General features: G+C 63.3%; 18 protein-coding genes and 1 pseudogene. 8 read left to right on the top strand and 11 right to left on the bottom strand.

The features are described 5' to 3' along the window. Positions 1–23: 23 nt before the first annotated feature. The gene (locus C0Z18_RS11730; protein ID WP_102645586.1) at positions 24–536 is read right to left on the bottom strand and encodes a winged helix DNA-binding protein; all 513 of its coding nucleotides are present in this window, start codon (positions 534–536) and stop codon (positions 24–26) included. 187 nt (positions 537–723) lie between these two features. Here C0Z18_RS11730 and pxpB point away from each other — a divergent pair, with 187 nt between their 5' ends. The 5 genes from pxpB (at position 724) to C0Z18_RS11755 (ending at position 5,283) form a co-directional block, all read left to right on the top strand. Beyond that, positions 724–1,458 (top strand): 5-oxoprolinase subunit PxpB, encoded by a 735-nt coding sequence (pxpB, locus tag C0Z18_RS11735; RefSeq protein ID WP_102645689.1) that lies wholly within the window; start codon positions 724–726, stop codon positions 1,456–1,458. Then, positions 1,455–2,504, top strand: coding sequence for a 5-oxoprolinase subunit C family protein (locus tag C0Z18_RS11740; RefSeq protein ID WP_102645587.1), 1,050 nt, complete (start codon positions 1,455–1,457; stop codon positions 2,502–2,504). Before pxpB ends, C0Z18_RS11740 begins: the two co-directional genes overlap by 4 nt. Before the next feature lie 21 nt (positions 2,505–2,525). Further along, positions 2,526–3,278, top strand: a complete 753-nt coding sequence (gene pxpA / locus C0Z18_RS11745; RefSeq protein ID WP_102645588.1) for a 5-oxoprolinase subunit PxpA — start codon at positions 2,526–2,528, stop codon at positions 3,276–3,278. 272 nt (positions 3,279–3,550) lie between these two features. Further along, the gene (locus tag C0Z18_RS11750) at positions 3,551–4,324 is read left to right on the top strand and encodes a DUF969 domain-containing protein (protein WP_102645589.1); all 774 of its coding nucleotides are present in this window, start codon (positions 3,551–3,553) and stop codon (positions 4,322–4,324) included. A gap of 2 nt (positions 4,325–4,326) precedes the next feature. After that, entirely contained in the window at positions 4,327–5,283 is a 957-nt protein-coding gene (locus C0Z18_RS11755) for a DUF979 domain-containing protein (protein WP_102645590.1), read from the top strand. Between the two features lie 109 nt (positions 5,284–5,392). Here C0Z18_RS11755 and C0Z18_RS11760 read toward each other — a convergent pair whose 3' ends face one another. The 3 genes from C0Z18_RS11760 to C0Z18_RS11770 form a co-directional block, all read right to left on the bottom strand. Next, entirely contained in the window at positions 5,393–5,944 is a 552-nt protein-coding gene (locus C0Z18_RS11760; RefSeq protein WP_102645591.1) for a phasin family protein, read from the bottom strand. 88 nt (positions 5,945–6,032) lie between these two features. Next, a complete protein-coding gene (locus C0Z18_RS11765; RefSeq protein WP_233217281.1) occupies positions 6,033–6,284 on the bottom strand; it encodes a hypothetical protein in 252 nt (83 codons plus the stop codon). 125 nt (positions 6,285–6,409) lie between these two features. Next, the gene (locus C0Z18_RS11770) at positions 6,410–6,841 is read right to left on the bottom strand and encodes a hypothetical protein (protein ID WP_102645592.1); all 432 of its coding nucleotides are present in this window, start codon (positions 6,839–6,841) and stop codon (positions 6,410–6,412) included. Positions 6,842–7,468: 627 nt separating this feature from the next. Between C0Z18_RS11770 and C0Z18_RS33895 the strand changes: the two are divergent. From C0Z18_RS33895 to C0Z18_RS11785, 3 genes and pseudogenes are all read left to right on the top strand, one after another. Beyond that, positions 7,469–7,618 (top strand): annotated as a pseudogene (locus tag C0Z18_RS33895) (response regulator transcription factor); the annotation flags it as partial. 26 nt (positions 7,619–7,644) lie between these two features. Next, the gene (locus C0Z18_RS11780) at positions 7,645–7,890 is read left to right on the top strand and encodes a response regulator transcription factor (protein WP_102645593.1); all 246 of its coding nucleotides are present in this window, start codon (positions 7,645–7,647) and stop codon (positions 7,888–7,890) included. 44 nt (positions 7,891–7,934) lie between these two features. Then, positions 7,935–8,168, top strand: a complete 234-nt coding sequence (locus tag C0Z18_RS11785; protein WP_102645594.1) for a hypothetical protein — start codon at positions 7,935–7,937, stop codon at positions 8,166–8,168. 24 nt (positions 8,169–8,192) lie between these two features. Here the strand turns inward: C0Z18_RS11785 and C0Z18_RS11790 are convergent, their stop codons facing one another. From C0Z18_RS11790 to C0Z18_RS11820, 7 genes are all read right to left on the bottom strand, one after another. Continuing rightward, the gene (locus C0Z18_RS11790) at positions 8,193–9,377 is read right to left on the bottom strand and encodes a TraB/GumN family protein (RefSeq protein ID WP_102645595.1); all 1,185 of its coding nucleotides are present in this window, start codon (positions 9,375–9,377) and stop codon (positions 8,193–8,195) included. After that, positions 9,370–10,389, bottom strand: coding sequence for a peptide ABC transporter ATP-binding protein (locus C0Z18_RS11795; protein WP_102645596.1), 1,020 nt, complete (start codon positions 10,387–10,389; stop codon positions 9,370–9,372). Before C0Z18_RS11795 ends, C0Z18_RS11790 begins: the two co-directional genes overlap by 8 nt. Then, complete coding sequence (locus C0Z18_RS11800) at positions 10,386–11,393, bottom strand: ABC transporter ATP-binding protein (protein ID WP_102645597.1); 1,008 nt, start codon at positions 11,391–11,393, stop codon at positions 10,386–10,388. Before C0Z18_RS11800 ends, C0Z18_RS11795 begins: the two co-directional genes overlap by 4 nt. 2 nt (positions 11,394–11,395) lie before the next feature. Then, on the bottom strand, positions 11,396–12,310 hold the full coding sequence (locus C0Z18_RS11805) for an ABC transporter permease subunit (protein WP_102645598.1): 915 nt from the start codon (positions 12,308–12,310) through the stop codon (positions 11,396–11,398). A 14-nt stretch (positions 12,311–12,324) separates the two neighbouring features. After that, positions 12,325–13,335: an ABC transporter permease subunit gene (locus C0Z18_RS11810; protein ID WP_102645599.1), complete on the bottom strand. Its 1,011-nt coding sequence runs from the start codon at positions 13,333–13,335 to the stop codon at positions 12,325–12,327. A gap of 124 nt (positions 13,336–13,459) precedes the next feature. Then, positions 13,460–15,091: an ABC transporter substrate-binding protein gene (locus tag C0Z18_RS11815; RefSeq protein ID WP_102645600.1), complete on the bottom strand. Its 1,632-nt coding sequence runs from the start codon at positions 15,089–15,091 to the stop codon at positions 13,460–13,462. Positions 15,092–15,349: 258 nt separating this feature from the next. Next, the gene (locus C0Z18_RS11820) at positions 15,350–17,002 is read right to left on the bottom strand and encodes an ABC transporter substrate-binding protein (RefSeq protein ID WP_102645601.1); all 1,653 of its coding nucleotides are present in this window, start codon (positions 17,000–17,002) and stop codon (positions 15,350–15,352) included. Between the last annotated feature and the right edge of the window lie 17 nt (positions 17,003–17,019).

Below are 17,019 nucleotides of genomic sequence, written 5' to 3' on the forward strand. Positions count from 1 at the left end.
GCGCCGGTCGAGCCGGCTTAGGCTCAAAGCGAAGCGGCCGCGCGCGCCGCCGTGTCGTAGAGCCCCGAGGCGTTGCGCATCAACTGAGCGGCCTCGCCGATCTGGTCATTGGCGAGCCCGCTCTCTTTGAGTGCCGCGATCAGGCAGCTTTCCCTCACTTCGCGGTACTTGTTGCAGAGATCGCGTCCCGCCGGCGTCGCCGAGAAGAAGACTTCCTTGCCGGTCTTTTCGCTTTTTACATACCCTCTACTTACGAGCTTCTTCAATGCATACGTGGCGACGTGCGTGTCCTCGATATTGAGCACGAAACAGATGTCGGCGAGCTTTTTCTTGCGTTCCCGATGGCTGACGTGATGGAGCAGCGACACTTCGATGGCCGTCATATCCTTGGCGCCGGCCGCCGACATGCATCGCACCATCCAGCGATTGAACGCGTTGCTCGCCATGATCAGACCGTATTCGAATTCCGAGAGCTCGACGCTCGTCTCGGAGACGAGATGTTCCGAAGATACGATCTTGGTCGGATGGCGCGACATGGCGGCTAACAAACTGAGGGTGGAAAAAGGAGTGTGCGAAGTGTACGCCGCGCATCGTCCGATCAGCACTAGCAAAAACGCTTATGGGTAAAATGTCGATAAATTATCGATAATGCACCTTGAACAGAACCAGAGGACCGAGCGCCGCACCCCACCGGTAAAGGGCGCCGCGCCGGCCAAGGCCTACATGAAATCAACCTCACGCTCAGCGTCGTCCGCCGCCGCCGATGGGCTTGCGCAGCGCGCCTCGGGCGATTCGGCGCGCGATACGACGGCGGCTCGGATCTACCCGTTCGGCGATAGCGCGCTCGTGTGCGAGGCGCCGGCGCCCGCGACGCTCGCATGCCAGCAGCGCATTTGGGCGCTCGCCCAGGCCGTGCTCGAATGGCCGGGCGTCGTCGAGGTCGTGCCGGGTATGAATAATCTGACGATCGTCTTCGATCCGGCTTCCGTCGATTTGGAGGCGCGCGCGGCCGATCTCTCGGTCGCTTGGGACCGGGCGGTCGGCGTGGATCCGCACACTCGGGAAATCGAGATCGGCGTGCGCTACGGCGGCGAGGACGGTCCCGATTTGCGCGCGGTCGCCGAGTACACCGGCCTCACCGTCGAGGAGGTCGTCCGGCGTCACTCGAGCGCGCAATACATCGTGTTTTTCGTCGGCTTTCAGCCCGGCTTCGCCTATCTCGGCGGCCTAGATCCATCGCTGCACATGCCGCGCCGGGCGGTGCCCCGGGTCGTCGTACCGGCCGGCGCGGTCGGCATCGGCGGCGCGCAAACAGGTATCTATCCGGCGGCCTCCCCGGGTGGCTGGCAATTGATCGGCCGCACGCCGTCGCAGTTATTCGATCCCACCCGGGAACGGCCGACGCTGCTCGAACCGGGCGACCGCGTCCGCTTCACCGTCTTGGAGATCGAGCCATGATCGACCTCGTGCGCGCCGGCATGCTTTCTTCGGTGCAAGATCTCGGCCGGGCGGGATACCGGCACCTCGGTATCGCCAAAGCGGGCGCGCTCGACACGCTCGCGCTCGAAGTCGGCAATCGCCTCGTCGGCAACGAACCGCAAGCGGCCGCGATCGAAGTCACGATCGGGCCGGTGGCGCTGCGCTTCACGCGCGCCACGCGCATCGCGCTGACCGGCGCGCAATTCAACGCGACGCTCGACGGCGCGAGGGTCCATACCTGGTGGAGCCTGCCGGTTCGGGCCGGCCAAGAGTTGCTCCTGCAAGGTCCCGTGCGCGGCATGCGTGGCTACGTGTGCGTGCAGGGCGGCATCGACGTCATCCCGGTACTCGGCTCGCGCAGCACCGATTTGGCCGCCGGCTTCGGCGGACTCGGCGGACGCAAGCTGCGCGACGGCGACAGATTGCCGATGGGCCAAAGCATTCGGCGGCAAGATCGGGCCACCGGTGTCGATGCCCCGGCTTTCGGCGTGAAGGCGCCCGAGTGGTGCCGCTTCGCCGAAGCGGCGCGCGAGCCCGCGCGGCACGGCAAATACGTTGCGAGCGGCGAACGCGGAGAGACGATTCGCGTGCTGCGTGGCCCCGAATACGATTCGTTCACCGAGGCCGCGCGCACCGCATTCTGGTCGAACACATGGCGCGTCACGCCGAACAGCAATCGAATGGGGTATCGGCTCGAGGGCAGCGCCTTGAGCCGCGAACAAGAGTGCGATCTGCTCTCGCACGCGGTATTGCCCGGCACCATCCAAGTCCCCGGCAACGGTCAACCGATCGTGCTCATGGGGGACGCGCACACGACCGGCGGGTATCCGCGGATCGGCGTGGTCATCGCCGCCGATTTATGGAAGCTTGCCCAGGTCCGGCTCGGGGCCGCCGTGCGCTTCGTGCGTTCGACGCGCGAGGAAGCGCGCTACGCACTGGCCGAGGAACACGCGTATCTGCGGCAGATCGATGCCGCGATCGCCATGCATGAAGAGCGGCTGCAACGTCTTTCGCGCGCCGCTTGAGGGTTTTGTAACGAGGTAGTCATGAATATCGATTTGAACGCCGATCTCGGCGAAGGCGGCGACGCCGATGAAGCGCTGCTGGGCCTCGTCAGCTCGGCGAACATCGCCTGCGGCTGGCACGCCGGGGGCGCCAACGCGATGCGCGATTGCGTGCGGCTTGCCGTCAAGCAAGGGGTGGCGATCGGCGCGCACCCGAGCTTTCACGACCCGGACAATTTCGGGCGCAAGGAAATGCATTTGCCGCCCGACGACATTTATGCCGGGATACTCTACCAACTCGGCGCGCTCTCGGCGATCGCCCAGGCCGAAGGTGTGCGCGTGGCGCATCTGAAGCCGCACGGCGCGTTGTATAACCAGGCGGCACGCGATCCGGCCATCGCCGAGGCGATCATCTCGGCGGTGCACGATTTCGATCCGTCGGTCGCCGTGTTCGGCCTCGCCGGCAGCCGGTTCATTTCGATGGCGCGCGAGGCGGGGCTCGTCGCCGTGGAAGAGGGATTCGCCGATCGCGGCTACCGCACCGACGGCTCGCTCGTGCCGCGCAGCGAACCGGGTGCGCTGATCGACGACGACGACGAAATGCTCGCGCATGTCCTTTCGATGGTGCGCGACAAGCGCGTGCGAGCGGTGAACGGCGATTGGGTCACGCTCGACGTGCGCACGTTGTGTCTGCACGGCGACGGCCCGCATGCCCTTGCGTTCGCGCAGAAGTTGCGCCGCACGCTCGATGAAAACGGTGTCGATGTGCTGCCCGCGTCCTCGCTGGCCCATTGATGCTCTCGCATGCGGCCAAGCACGATGACCGTATGCATGCTCGACCCGCCAAGGGTAGAAAACGATTCGCTGTCACGCGTTGTCCTCCGTGCAAGCACGCACGGGGCAACGCCGATGCAAAGCAGTGCAAGCGGCCGATAGAGCCGCGAGTGATAAGGCGATGAGGGCACAGATATAGATCGCCGGCAATTACCGCGACGGGTTAGCCCGCAATCGATAAATAAAGCGGTGCAACGCGGCGTGTTCGACGTTCGTCACTTGGAGACATATACATGCAGACCAACCTATGGCCTTTGCTCGGGGTAGCCGTCATCGTCGCCGGCTTCCTCTTGCGGTTCAATCCGATGTTGATCGTCGCTTGCGCGGCGATCGTCACCCCGCTGTGCGCGCATTTCCCACCCGACAAAATTCTCGCGGCCATCGGCACGGGCTTTTTGAAGACACGCAATATTCCCCTCATTATCTTGCTGCCGTTGGCCGTCATCGGCCTATTGGAGCGGCACGGATTGCGCGAGCGGGCGCAAATGTGGATCGCGAACATCAAGGCCGCGACGGCCGGTCGTCTCTTGATCGTTTATTTGCTCGTGCGTGAACTGACCGCCGCCGTCGGCTTGACCGGTTTGGGCGGACATCCGCAAATGGTGCGGCCGCTGCTTGCGCCGATGGCGGAGGGCGCGACCGAGGCGCGCTACGGCAAGATTTCCGATGCGGTGCGCTATAAGCTGCGCGCGTTTTCCGCGGCGACCGACAACGTCGGTCTGTTCTTCGGCGAGGACATCTTCGTTGCTTTCGGCGCCATCGTGTTGATGGTCACGTTTTTGAAGGAAGCGGGGATCACCGTCGCGCCGATGCACGTGGCCGTCTGGGGCATGCCGACCGCGCTGGCCGCATTCATCATTCATAGTGCGCGGTTGTATTGGCTCGATCGACGTCTGGACAAGGAATTGAAGCAAAACGCTCGCGCGCAAGCCGGCGATCTCGAACAAGACGCAGCGCATGCCTCGAGCCTGCCCGTGCAATCGTCGGCCCGCGCCGCAGGAGAATAACCATGACGCTCAAGCTCGTTCATTTGTTTTGGCTCGTCGGCGTGGTGCTGCTCGTCGTCGGTGGGATGATCCTCACTGATAAAACCCATCCGCGTCGATTCGCGGCCGGGAGCTTTTGGATCATCTATGCGGCGATCTTTCTCGTCGGCGACTTGCTGCCGGCGGAGTTGGTGGGCGTCCTCGTGATCGCGATGGCACTCATCGCGGGATTCGGCGGCGTGCTCGGCGCCAAACCGAAGATGCCCAACGACGAGACGCGCCGGGCGAGTGCCAAGCGGCTTGGCAATCTGCTGTTCGTGCCTGCGTTGACGATTCCGGTCGTAACGGTGGTCGTCACGCTCCTTGCTGGGCGGCTCGTCGTCGGGGGAACGCCGCTTATCGAGGCGAAGAATGCGACGCTCATCGGTTTCGGCATCGGCTGCGTCGTCGCATTGGCCGTGGCGTGCTTCGTGACGCGCGATTCGGTCGGGCAATCGGCGCGGGAAGCGCGTCGGCTGATCGACGCGCTATCGTGGGCCGCGGTGCTGCCGCAAATGCTCGGGATGCTCGGGCTCGTGTTCGCCGACGCCGGAGTCGGCAAGGCCGTCGCGCACGTGGCCACCGCGTATGTGAACCTCGACTATCGTTTCGTCGCGGTGGCGGTTTACTGCATCGGCATGGCACTGTTCACGATGGTGATGGGCAATGGTTTCGCCGCGTTTCCGGTGATGACGGGGGGGATCGGCGTGCCGATTCTCGTGAACGTGTTTCATGGCAACCCGGCGGTGATGGTGGCGATCGGCATGTTCTCGGGCTACTGCGGGACGCTGATGACGCCGATGGCGGCCAACTTCAACATGGTGCCCGCAGCCTTGCTGGAATTGCCCGATAAGAACGCGGTGATCAAAGCGCAAGCGCCGACGGGGGCGATGCTGCTGGTCGTGAACATCTTGCTGCTCAATGCGTTGATGTTCAGGTAAGGTGAACGGCGATCCTGCGCGCTCGGACGAGAGCGATCGGGTCGCCGGTGTCGATGCGCCGAAGCGGCAACATCCGCCTCGGCGCGCATGTCGCTTCCCCCCAACCCACTCAATGCCGCCCATGCTCCGACCTGCGCTTGCCGCCCTTTCCCGCCACCATCATCGCGGGGTCTAGGCTGCCGGCCGTGAGCTGAACCACCTGCAAGCTCGCCTTTTGCCAAGTCTCGTATAACCGGTACGCCGCGTCGAAAACGGCCCCCCAAGCCGGAATGCCTCCTTCCGAATCCGACGAAGCCAACTTCGAGGCATCGTCGACGAACAAGCGCGTGTACGCATTGCTCCCTTCCCGCGAGAGGCCCGCCATGTCCGCCTGCGTCGACACCGCGATGTCGTATGCCTTGCGACAGTAGCCCTGTACCTTCTCCACCATCGGCATCGGCAAGGGCCAAGAAGACGCAGGCATCATCCATTGCAGCGGCGTCTTGGGCACCACGCCGCGCCATGCCCGCTCATGCGTCTCGCCCATCATCGCCCCCGCCGTCTGCCAGTTCAAATCCGTCATGCGTTCGCAGCCGTCGAGCAGCGTCTGCGTCACCCCTAGTACCGTATCGATACCGGCCCTTTGCGTCGCGACCACCTGCTTGGGAGACATCCAGTTCATACGAACTCCTATTCACTCGGTTAGTTAGTACAACTCAATGAAATACGGACCTGCGCGTATGCAATCGCCATGCGCGCCTCACAGGCCCTTAGCGCCCCCGCATGACCGCGGCGAGCCAATCGGCGCCATGCGCCGTGATACGAGGGCGGCGCTTGCCGCACGGCAGCACCTCGAAGGTCACCAAGTTGCGCACCGACAAGCTTTCCAGATCGGCCCGATCTAGCTCGCCCTCGTTAGGCGAGCGCTGCAACACCATGAGCGCCGTCAACTCGTGCATGCTCAGAAGCCGATCGAAGCCGCGCGCCGCCGGTCGGCGAAACGCGGCGAGCGGCCATATCACGGGTTGCTCCGGGTCCGGCCCCCGCCGGGCACGCACCAGCGGTGCGCGGCACGAGCAACGAGCCGAGCAAAGCCGGCACAGCAGGCGAGGCTTCGTCATGCAGCGCGGACAAAAACGGCGCAGCCTCATCGCTCGACACCCTCCCTCATCGCCGCTACGTCGCCCCTGCCGCGCTCGCCGCTCGCCGCATCGTCGCTCGACCATTCGAACCAACACACGGTGACGCCCATGAATTCGCCTGCGATTCGCGTACGCCCGTTCGCGCAGCGAAACATGCGTCGTCCCATGCGATCGAGCAGCGGCGCAAGCGACACGCCGGGCTCGCGCTCGATTTCGATGAACGGACGCCCGTCGCACCAAATCACGCGCGCCACGCGTAGATCCAAATCGCGCAGCGCTCGCCGCGCGCCGTTCAACAGCACGAGCCGATCGAGCAAGCTGCCCGCGAGCACGCGCCGCGATGCCGGCGGTGCAGGCTGCGCGGTCGCAGGGTTCGCCTCGCTCTCGTCCGATCCGTCGTCGCGGGCGCCGTCGCCACGCTCCGTCAACCCTTCCATAGCCCTTCTCCCCATGTCCGATGGCCAACGGCAGGACTTCGCCGCGCAACGCCCCGGCCCCCCATCGCGGCAACCGACGCGCCCCGCCTCTCGACGAAAACGGCCGATTCTCGCGAACCGCCGCCGTCGATACGCGGTGAACGGATTCTCGACGCTCACGCCGGGCCTCACCATTCGGCAAATGAAGTAGTCAAAGCGAGCGATGCGAAAGGACGCGGCTATTTATCGAAATTCATTCCAATAAAACCGATCGCTTTGTCGGCGGCCCTGAAAAACTATTTTCAACCACGAACAACGTCTCTCATCTCATGCGCCGCCGCAATCCATACTTTTTAAGGTTTTATGGCACTACATCATTTGCCTAATGGATGCCTTTCGCATCGATGCAGAGAATCGCTCCAACCCCAGACGATTCTCTGCCAGGACCTCCATGTCACAACTCAGACCACACGAACTTCACCGCAGCATCAAAAATCCCATGAATTGGGTATTTTTGCGCAATCACAGAAAATCGACATTCAATCATCGACGAAACCACGACCGATCGCCCATTAAATGCGATTTATTGCGTCGCTTATCAAAATCGAATCACGCCGCATCGGCTGAATTATCTTGGAGAGCAGCATGATGCCAACGACCCGAGAGGGCACCGTACTCGCTTTGATCGCCGAAGGATTGACCGACAGGGAGATTGCCGCACGCCTCGCCTTCTCCCTGTCCACGGCCAGAAAACATCGCGAGGCACTGCTGGCGAAATTCGGCGCGACTAAGTCGGCGCAACTCGTGCGCCGGTATGTCGTGAGTTGCCCGAACCCAATAAAAAAAAGCCGAGCACGGCGCCGTTTTCCAAACGCGAACAACAAGTGCTCGGGCTGCTCAATGACGGCAAGAGCGACAAGCAGATCGCGCGGCGCCTCGGCATCAGCGACCTAACCGCCCGCAAGCATCGCGCGAACCTATTAAAAAAAGCTCATGCGTCCAACGTCTGCGAACTGCTGTTCGTCTCGATCGTTTCGGGTTGGCTCGACCTACCGGATGAGCCGCTTTGATGCAGCCACGCCACGCGGACGCCGGCTTTCGACCCGGGAGCCTCATGTCGTACTACATGGTGCAGACGATGTCGTGCGGTCCGTTGACCGAGGTTCGATATGTCGGCCGCAACGAAGGAAAGCAGCCGTCCAAGCAGGATTTGCAGCGTTTCACCGAGCATGCGCGGCGCAATTACGCGGCTTTGCGCAACGTCCCGCTATCGCACGTGGTGCCGGGCAAGATGGCCTTATGCCGCCGCACGGTGATCGGCGTCAATGCAGTCGAACTAGGCGATTGACGCACCGTGTTCAAGCTCATCCATTCAGCCCGCCTCGACAGTAAAGCCGCGCTGCCGCAGCAGCGCGAGCACGCCCCTGGGGCCGCCCAGATGGAGCGAGCCGATCGCCACGAAAATCGGCCGATTCGGCGCGGCGATGGCCACCATGCGCGCCGCGAAACGGCGGTTTCGATCGAAGACGATGCGGTTATCGAGCGCGCGCGCAACGGACGCGGTGCGCGCGAGGCGCTCGGACTTGGCCGTGGCCCACGCCGAGATCGCGTCGGCATCGCCGATACGCCAGAGCCGGTGCAGCGTCTTCACGTCGTCCATGTTCTGCGCGGGCGTCTGCGCGAGATCCTGCGCCAGCATTTCGCGTTGCTCGGCCAGCGTGAGGTTCGTGAACGAGCGCATCTGCTCGGCAAGGGTCTCCAAGCCGACGACCTTTCCCCGAGTCGGCAAATAGACGTTTTCGAGTTGGGCTTCGGTGCCGTATTCCGTTTGCAAGCCCGCGGCCAGCGAGTCGTAGGTCTCGACGAGCAGCGCGGCGAGCCACGGCCGCGTCTTTTTGATTTCCTCGAGTGCCGCCGGGTTGCCGCGCAAGCGAAACGCAAGCTTGCGCATGATCGAATCGGGCAGCAGGCGCGGCAAGCATGCGTAGGAACACACGCCGTACTTCGACACGTCGTCTTGCGATCGCAGCAGATCGTCCGGCGAGATCTCGAGCGCGAGCGTGGGCGAAGCGGCGAGTGCCGCCAAGATCGGCCTGCGAAAAGGCTGATTCTTCGGGTAGTCGTAGGGGTCGCCCACGTGCAAGGTGCCGAGCAGATAGATCGTCGTCGTCCCTCTCGTGGCGACGTAAAACGGCATATGCGCCGGTTCGGCCCGCACCGGACCGCTCGCGCTCGTCCCGTCGAAACCGGGAGGCGGTCCATGAAAGCCGGGGATCGCCACGCCGGTCGAGGGAGCCGGCGCCGGGGCGCTGGGCGCCGCTTGAGTGACACGGACCGGGGCGGGTCCCGCGCAGGCCGGCGAGATCAGCCCGCCGGAGCGCGGGTCGAGCGCCATCGTGAAGATAAAGGTGAGCACGAGCGAGCACATGCGTCGCAGGCTGGCTCGTGCCCGCCGCGCGAGGGACTGCCCCCAAAGGGCCCGCCCAGAACGGGCCGGCCCGAAGGCGCCCTCGCGCGGGCGGCGCGCACGGTTACGCGCCGCCCAATTTTCAGCCATCCGCGTCCCCTACCTCCTCGGCACGGTGACACGACACAAGGCGGCCATCGACTTCGCGCAGTTTCGGCTCTTCCACTTTGCAGCGCTCGATCGCGTACGGGCAGCGTTGATGGAACGTGCAGCCCGACGGTGGATTGAGCGGCGAGGGCATCTCGCCTTGGAGCTTGATCTGCGTGCGCCGATCGGCTTCGAAGATAGCCGGCGTGGCCGACATCAACGAACGCGTGTAGGGATGGCGAGGCTTCGCGAAAATCGTCTTCTTCTCGCCCAGCTCCGCCACGCCGCCGAAGTACATGACCATCACGTCGTCGGCAATATGCTCGACGACGGCCAGGTTGTGCGAGATGAAGACGTAGCTCGTCTTGAACTGTTCTTGCAAGTCCATAAACAGATTCAGGATCTGCGCCTGGATGGAAACGTCGAGCGCCGAAACGGGCTCGTCGGCCACCACGATGCGCGGATCCAGAATCATCGCACGAGCGATGGCAATCCGCTGCCTTTGTCCGCCGGAAAACATGTGCGGATAGCGTTTTGCGTGTTCCGGACGCAATCCCACCGTGCGCATCATCTGCGCGACCCGGGCGGCACGCTCGGCCGCGCTCATCTGAGCGTTGATGACGAGCGGCTCCGACAGCGTCTGCTCGACGGTCTTGCGCGGATTGAGCGAGGCGAACGGGTTCTGGAACACCATTTGCACGCGGCGGCGGAATCCGGCGAGCTGGGCCGCGTTCGCGCCGGCCACATCCTCGCCCTCGACCAGCAAGCGCCCCGACGTGGGCGGCTCGATCATCGTCAGTTGCCGAGCGAGCGTCGATTTGCCGCAGCCCGACTCGCCCACCACGGCCAGGGTCTTGCCACGCGACAGTGAAAACGACACGCCGTTCAGCGCCTTGACCGTGCCGTGGCCGAACATGCCGCGCCGCACGGGGTAGTGCTTGGTCAACTCGTTAGCGACCAGGACGAGATCGCCATCTTGCCGCGGCGCGCGCGAAACTTCGGGTACTGCGTTCATCGGGCGCCTCCGTGCTGGGTCGTGTTCGAGCGGATCGCATCGAGGTTCAAAGGTTTGATACAGCGCGCGCGGGCCTCGGGCGCATTCGGTTCCACGGGATCGAGCCCCGGCCGCCCTTTGAGGCAACCGTCCACCACGTACTTGCAACGCGGAGCGAACAGGCACCCGCTCGGGCGATCGTCGCGCCCGGGCACCATGCCGGGCAGTGCGGAGAGGCGCTTGGCGCCGCGATTGTGCTCGGGGATGGCGGCCAGCAGCGCTTCCGTGTACGGATGATGCGGCCGAGCGAAGATATCGGGCACGCGATTCGTCTCGATGACTTCGCCCGCATACATGACCGCCACGCGCTGCGCCACTTGCGACACCACGGCCAAATCGTGCGAAATCAGCACGAGCGCCATGCCGCGCTCCTTCTGCAGCTTGACCAGAAGATCCATGATCTGGGCTTGGATCGTCACGTCGAGCGCCGTCGTCGGTTCGTCGGCGATCAGCAGCTTCGGGTTGCAGGCGACGGCCATCGCGATCATCACGCGCTGGTTCATGCCGCCCGAAAGCTGGTGCGGGAACGCGGTGATGCGGCCTTTTGCGTCGGGGATGCCGACCTGATCGAGCAATTCGAGCGCGCGCCGCTCGAGCGCGGCGCCGCGCAGCCCCTCGTGCAGCTTGAGCACTTCCTTGATTTGATAGCCGACCGTATAGCTCGGGTTCAGACTCGTCAGCGCGTCTTGGAACACCATCGCGATGTCCTTGCCGATGATCTTACGGCGCGCTTTCGCGGAAGCGTTCAAGAGGTCCTTGCCGTCGAACGTGATTTCGTCGGCCGTGACGATGCCGGGCGCGTCGATCAGGCCCATCAGCGCCATCATCGTCACGCTCTTGCCCGAACCCGATTCGCCGACGACGCCCACGACCTCGCCCGGGGCGACGGCGAAGCTCACGCCGTCGACGGCGGGTGCCCCGCCGAAGGTGACCGCCAAATTGCGGATGGTCAAAAGATCGTTCATGTTCAAGCCATCCGTTTCAGTTTCGGATCGAGCGCGTCGCGCAGCCCGTCGCCGAGCAGATTGATCGCGAGCACCGAAATGAGGATCGCCATGCCGGGCATCGTCACGATCCACCATGCGTTGTCGATGTAGTCGCGCGCCGAGGCGAGCATCGCCCCCCACTCCGCCGTCGGCGGTTGCACGCCGAGCCCGAGGAAGCCGAGCGCGGCCGCGTCCAGAATCGCCGACGAAAATCCGAGGGTCGCTTGCACGATCAACGGCGCCGTGCAGTTGGGCAACACTTGGGAGAACATGAGGCGCAGCGTGCCGGCACCGGCCACGCGCGATGCGGTCACGTACTCTTTTTGCAACTCGCCCTGCGCGGAGGCGCGCGTCAAACGCACGTAGCCCGGCAACGCGACGATCGCGATCGCGAACATCGTGTTCGTGAGACCCGGGCCGATGATCGCGACCACCGCCACGGCGAGCAGCAGCGAGGGCAGCGCGAGCAGCACGTCCATCGCCCGCATGATCGGCGTATCCGCCCATCCGAAGAACGCCGCGCAAAGACCGAGCACGACGCCCGGGATCAGCGCGAGCACGACGGAGACGAAACCGATCCAAAACGACATGCGCGCGCCGAACATCAGCCGGGACAGGATGTCGCGACCGGCTTCGTCGGTGCCGAGCACGAATTTCCAATTGCCGCCGTCGCTCCAAGCCGGGGGAATCTTGACGTAGTCGCGGTACTGCTCGATGGGGCTATGCGGCGCGATTAGCGGAGCGAACAGTGCGACGAACACCAGCACCAGCACGATGACGCCGGCCGCCACCGCGCCGCGGTTACGCGAGAAGTTGCTCCAGAACTCGCGCAGTGCGAGCGCGCGTCCGCTTGCCGGCGTGACGCTTTGAGGAACCGTGTTTTGAATATCTGCCATGGTTGCGGGCTCCTTTAGCGCGTATGGCGAATGCGTGGATTGAGCACGCCGTAGAGCAAATCGACGATCAGGTTCACGACGATGACGAGCGTGGCGATCAGCAAAATGCCGCCCTGCACGACCGGGTAATCGCGCCGGCTGATCGCATCGATGAGCCATTTGCCGATGCCGGGCCACGAAAAGAGCGTCTCGGTCAGCACCGCGCCGGCGAGCAGCGTGCCCACTTGCAGGCCGATCACCGTGACGACGGGAATGAGCGCGTTGCGCAGCGCGTGCACGACGATGACGCGCACGGGAGAAAGTCCCTTGGCCCGTGCCGTGCGAATGTAGTCCTCGCGCAGCACCTCGAGCATCGAGGAGCGCGTCATGCGCGCCACGACCGCGAGCGGAATGGTGCCGAGCACGATGGCGGGCAAGATCAGATGGCTCACGGCCGATTTGAACGAGCCTTCGTCGGGCGCGAGCAGCGCGTCGATGAGCATGAAGCCCGTCACGCGCGGAATATCGTATTCCACCGCGATGCGCCCCGACACGGGCGTCCAGCCGAGCGAGACGGAGAACAGCATGATGAGGATGAGGCCCCACCAGAAAATCGGCATCGAGTAGCCGGCCAGCGCCGTGCCCATCACGCCATGATCGACGACGGTGCCGCGCCTGAGCGCCGCGACGACGCCGGCCGGCAAGCCGATGAGAAGCGCGAACAGCATCGCGCAGATCGAGAGCTCGACGGTCGCCGGAAAGCGCGCGAGAAACTCGTTCATGACGCTGGTGTTCGTGATGATGGAATCGCCGAGATTGCCGTGGATCGCCCGCCACACGTAGTGGACGTATTGCAGCGGCAGCGGCTCGTCGAGTCCGAGCCGGTGCAGCGCTTGCGCGTGCATCGCGGGATCGACGCCGCGCTCGCCCATCATGACTTCGATCGGGTCGCCGGGAATCAGATGGATCAGCGCGAAGGCGAGGATCGTGATGCCGATGAACGTCGGTATCACCATCCCGATGCGGCGTAAAACGAATCGGAACATGGTTCGTCCCTTTATCTTGCAGGAGGAAAAATGCGACCGGCGACGAGGGACGCTTTCGAGTCCCTGTCGCCGGAAAACATGCTGGTGCTCCCCGGATAACCCGAGAGAGCGTACCGCATCGCCGTTACTTCAGGCTGACGCCATCGAAACGGGCATAGCCGAGCGGCTCGATGCGCATGTCGACGACGTTCTTCGTCGTCGGTTGATAGATGGTGGAGTGAGCGATCGGCGAGAACGGCAGTTGCTCGGCGAAGACTTGCTGCGCTTGCGTGTAGATCTTCGAGCGCGCGTCTTGCCCGTTCGTCGTACGGCCCTTCTGGATCAGGTCGTCGAACGGCTTGTAGCACCACTCCGAGAAGTTGTTGCCGTGCACGGCCTCGCAACCGAGCAGCGTGCCGAGCCAATTGTCCGGATCGCCGTTGTCGCCGCTCCAGCCGATCAGCATCGAATCGTCTTCGCCCGCGTGAGCGCGCTTGATGTATTCGCCCCACTCATAGGTGACGATCTTCGCCTTCACCCCGATCTTCGCCCAGTCGGACTGGATCATCTCGGCCATCAGCTTCGCGTTCGGGTTGTACGGACGCTGCACCGGCATCGCCCAGAGCGTGATGTCGAAACCGTTCGGGAAACCGGCCTTCGCGAGCAACGCCTTGGCCTTGGCCGAATCGTAGGACGCCATCGGCAGGTTGCCGTCGTACGACCATTGCGTCGGCGGCATCGGCGCCTTCGCCGCCTGGCCCGCGCCCTGGTAGACGGATTCGACGATGGCCTTCTTGTTGATGGCCATATCGAGCGCGCGGCGCACGTCGACGTTGTCGAGCGGCTTATGCGTCACGTTGTACGACAGGTAGCCCAGGTTGAAGCCCGCTTGCGAGGGCATCGCGATGTCGGCGTCCTTCTTCAGCTCGGCGATATCGGCCGGCTTCGGATAGCTCATCACTTGGCATTCGTTGCGCTTGAGCTTTTGCGCGCGAACGCTGGCATCCGTCGTGATCGAGAAGATCAGGTTCTTCAGCTTCACGGCGCCCGGCTTCCAGTAATCGGGATTGCCGGTGTAGCGAATCGTCGCATCCTTCGTGTAGCTCTTGAAGATGAACGGACCCGTTCCGAGCGGCTTTTGATTGATATCGGCGGCCTTGCCTTCCTTCAGAAGCTGGTCGGCGTATTCCTTCGAAAGGATCGACGCGAATTCCATCGCCATGTTTTGAAGGAACGGCGCATTCACTTCCTTCAGCGTGAAACGGACGGTGTACGGATCGACCTTCTCGATCTTCGTGATCAGCTTGTCGAGGCCCATATCGGTGAAGTACGGGAACGACACCGGATAGGCCTTGCGGAACGGCTCATTCGGATCGAGCATCCGCTCGAACGTGAAGATCACGTCGTCCGCGTTGAACTCGCGCGTCGGCTTGAAATATTCCGCCGTTTGGAATTTCACGCCGTGACGAAGATGAAAGGTATAGACCTTACCGTCGGACGAGACATCCCAAGATTCGGCCAGCCCCGGCTCGATCTCCGTGCTGCCGCGCTTGAATTCGACGAGACGGTTGTACACGGTGAACGTGTTCGCCGTGAAATCCGTACCTGTCGTGTATTGCGCGGGATCGAAGCCGGCGGGACTGCCCTCGGAACAGTACACGAGGGTCTTGTTGGGGATGTCGGCCGCGTGCGAAATCGTCGCCGCGAGCGATACCGTTACGGTGGCGGCCGCGATCGCGCCCAACCGCACAGCGCGCAACAGTTTGTTTTGCTTCATGTTTCCTCCAGTTCTGAGGCCGGCCTGAGCCAGCGTACGCGGATATTACTGAGCTTTGATTACCCGAACAAGCGGTCGGGAAAAGGCAACGCTCGGCACGTGTGCGCGTTGACTTTGCGCTGAGCGCATGTTTAGTGCCACTAAAATTCCGTGTCAACCTCCCTCGCGCGCCGATCGCCTAGCCGATGTCTAGGCGATTGATCGGACGATTCAACGAGGGCTTTCCCGCAAAGATACGCTGATGAAGAATTCGCCGCGCTACTCGAGCCCCACGCCCCAAAACTGCGTCGGACCAAACGGATCGATCTTGAAGCCGACGACGTTCTTACGCAGCGGTTGGTACACCGTCGAATGCGCGATCGGCGTGAACGGCACTTGCTGCTTGAAGATCTCTTGCGCCCGCGTGTAAAGACGCGTTCGCTCGGCGACATCGTTGGTCTCGCGCGCCTTGACGATGAGATCGTCGAAAGGCTTGTAACACCACTTCGAAAAATTGCTGCCGTTCACGGCCGAGCAGCCGAGCAGCACGCCGAGCCAATTGTCCGGGTCGCCGTTGTCGCCCGTCAGCCCGATCAACATCGCGTCGTGCTCGCCCGCATGCGCGCGGCGCACGTATTCGCCCCATTCATACGTCGTGATCTGCGCGTGCACGCCGATCTTGGCCCAATCGGCCTGGATCATCTCGGCCATCAAACGCGCGTTCGGGTTGTAGGGACGTTGCACGGGCATCGCCCAAAGCGTCAACGTAAGACCATCGGCAAAGCCCGCCTTGGCCAGCAGCGCCTTCGCTTGGGCCGGATCGTAAGGCGCGTCCTTCAGCGCCTTGTCGTAAGACCACTCGGTGGGCGGCATCGGCGCCACCGCCGCTTGGCCCGCACCTTGGTACACCGATTTGACGATCGCCTGTTTGTCGATCGCCATATCGAGCGCGCGGCGCACATCGACGTTATCGAGCGGCTTGTGCGTCGTGTTGTACGCCAGCAAACCGAGATTGAAGCCGACTTGATGCGGCATTTGCAGATTCGGATCGGCCGATAGCGACGCGATGTCGGCGGGGCGCGGATAGTTCATCACCTGACATTCGCCCTCCCTCAACTTTTCCTCGCGCACCGCCGGATCGGGCGTGATCTGAAACACGAGCTTGCTCAAACGCACGACACCGCTCTTCCAGTAGTCGGGATTGCCGTCGAACCGGATCGTGGCGTCTTTCGTATAGCTACGGAAAACGAACGGTCCCGTGCCCACCGGTTTTTGATTGATATCGGCGGCCGCGCCTTGCTTAAGCAATTGATCGGCGTACTCGGCAGACAGAATCGAGGCGAACGGCATCGCCAATTCCGATAGGAAGGGCGCGCTCGGCTTGCGCAACGTCATGCGCACCGTGAGCGGATCGAGCTTTGCGACGCTTTCGAGGTTCGTGGCCAGCCCGAGATCGGTGAAATACGGAAACCGCACCGGATACGCCTGACTCAACGGCGCTTTCGCATCGAGCATGCGCTCGAACGTCAATACGACATCGTCCGCATCGAACTCGCGCGAGGGCTTGAAATAGGACGTCGTATGAAACTTGACCCCGGGACGCAGGTGAAAGGTGTACACGCGGCCGTCATCCGAAATCTCCCACGACTGCGCGAGGCCGGGCTCGACCTTGGTGCCGCCGTGCTCGAATTCGACCAGACGGTTATAGACGGTGTAAGCGGCGGCCGAGAACTCCACACTCGTGGTGTATTGCGCCGGATCGAATCCGGCCGGACTCGCATCCGAACAAAAAACGAGGGTTTTCGAAGGCAACTCGGCGGCGACAACGCTACGGCCAGCGCCAAAAAGGACGCTGGCCGTAGCGGCCGCGATGACGGCGGAAGCGACGAACTTGAACGAGCTAACGGCTAGAAGGGGACGACATATCGGCATGGACGGTCCTCCAGTGG

Source organism: Trinickia dabaoshanensis (assembly GCF_002879885.1).
Taxonomy (GTDB): domain Bacteria; phylum Pseudomonadota; class Gammaproteobacteria; order Burkholderiales; family Burkholderiaceae; genus Trinickia; species Trinickia dabaoshanensis.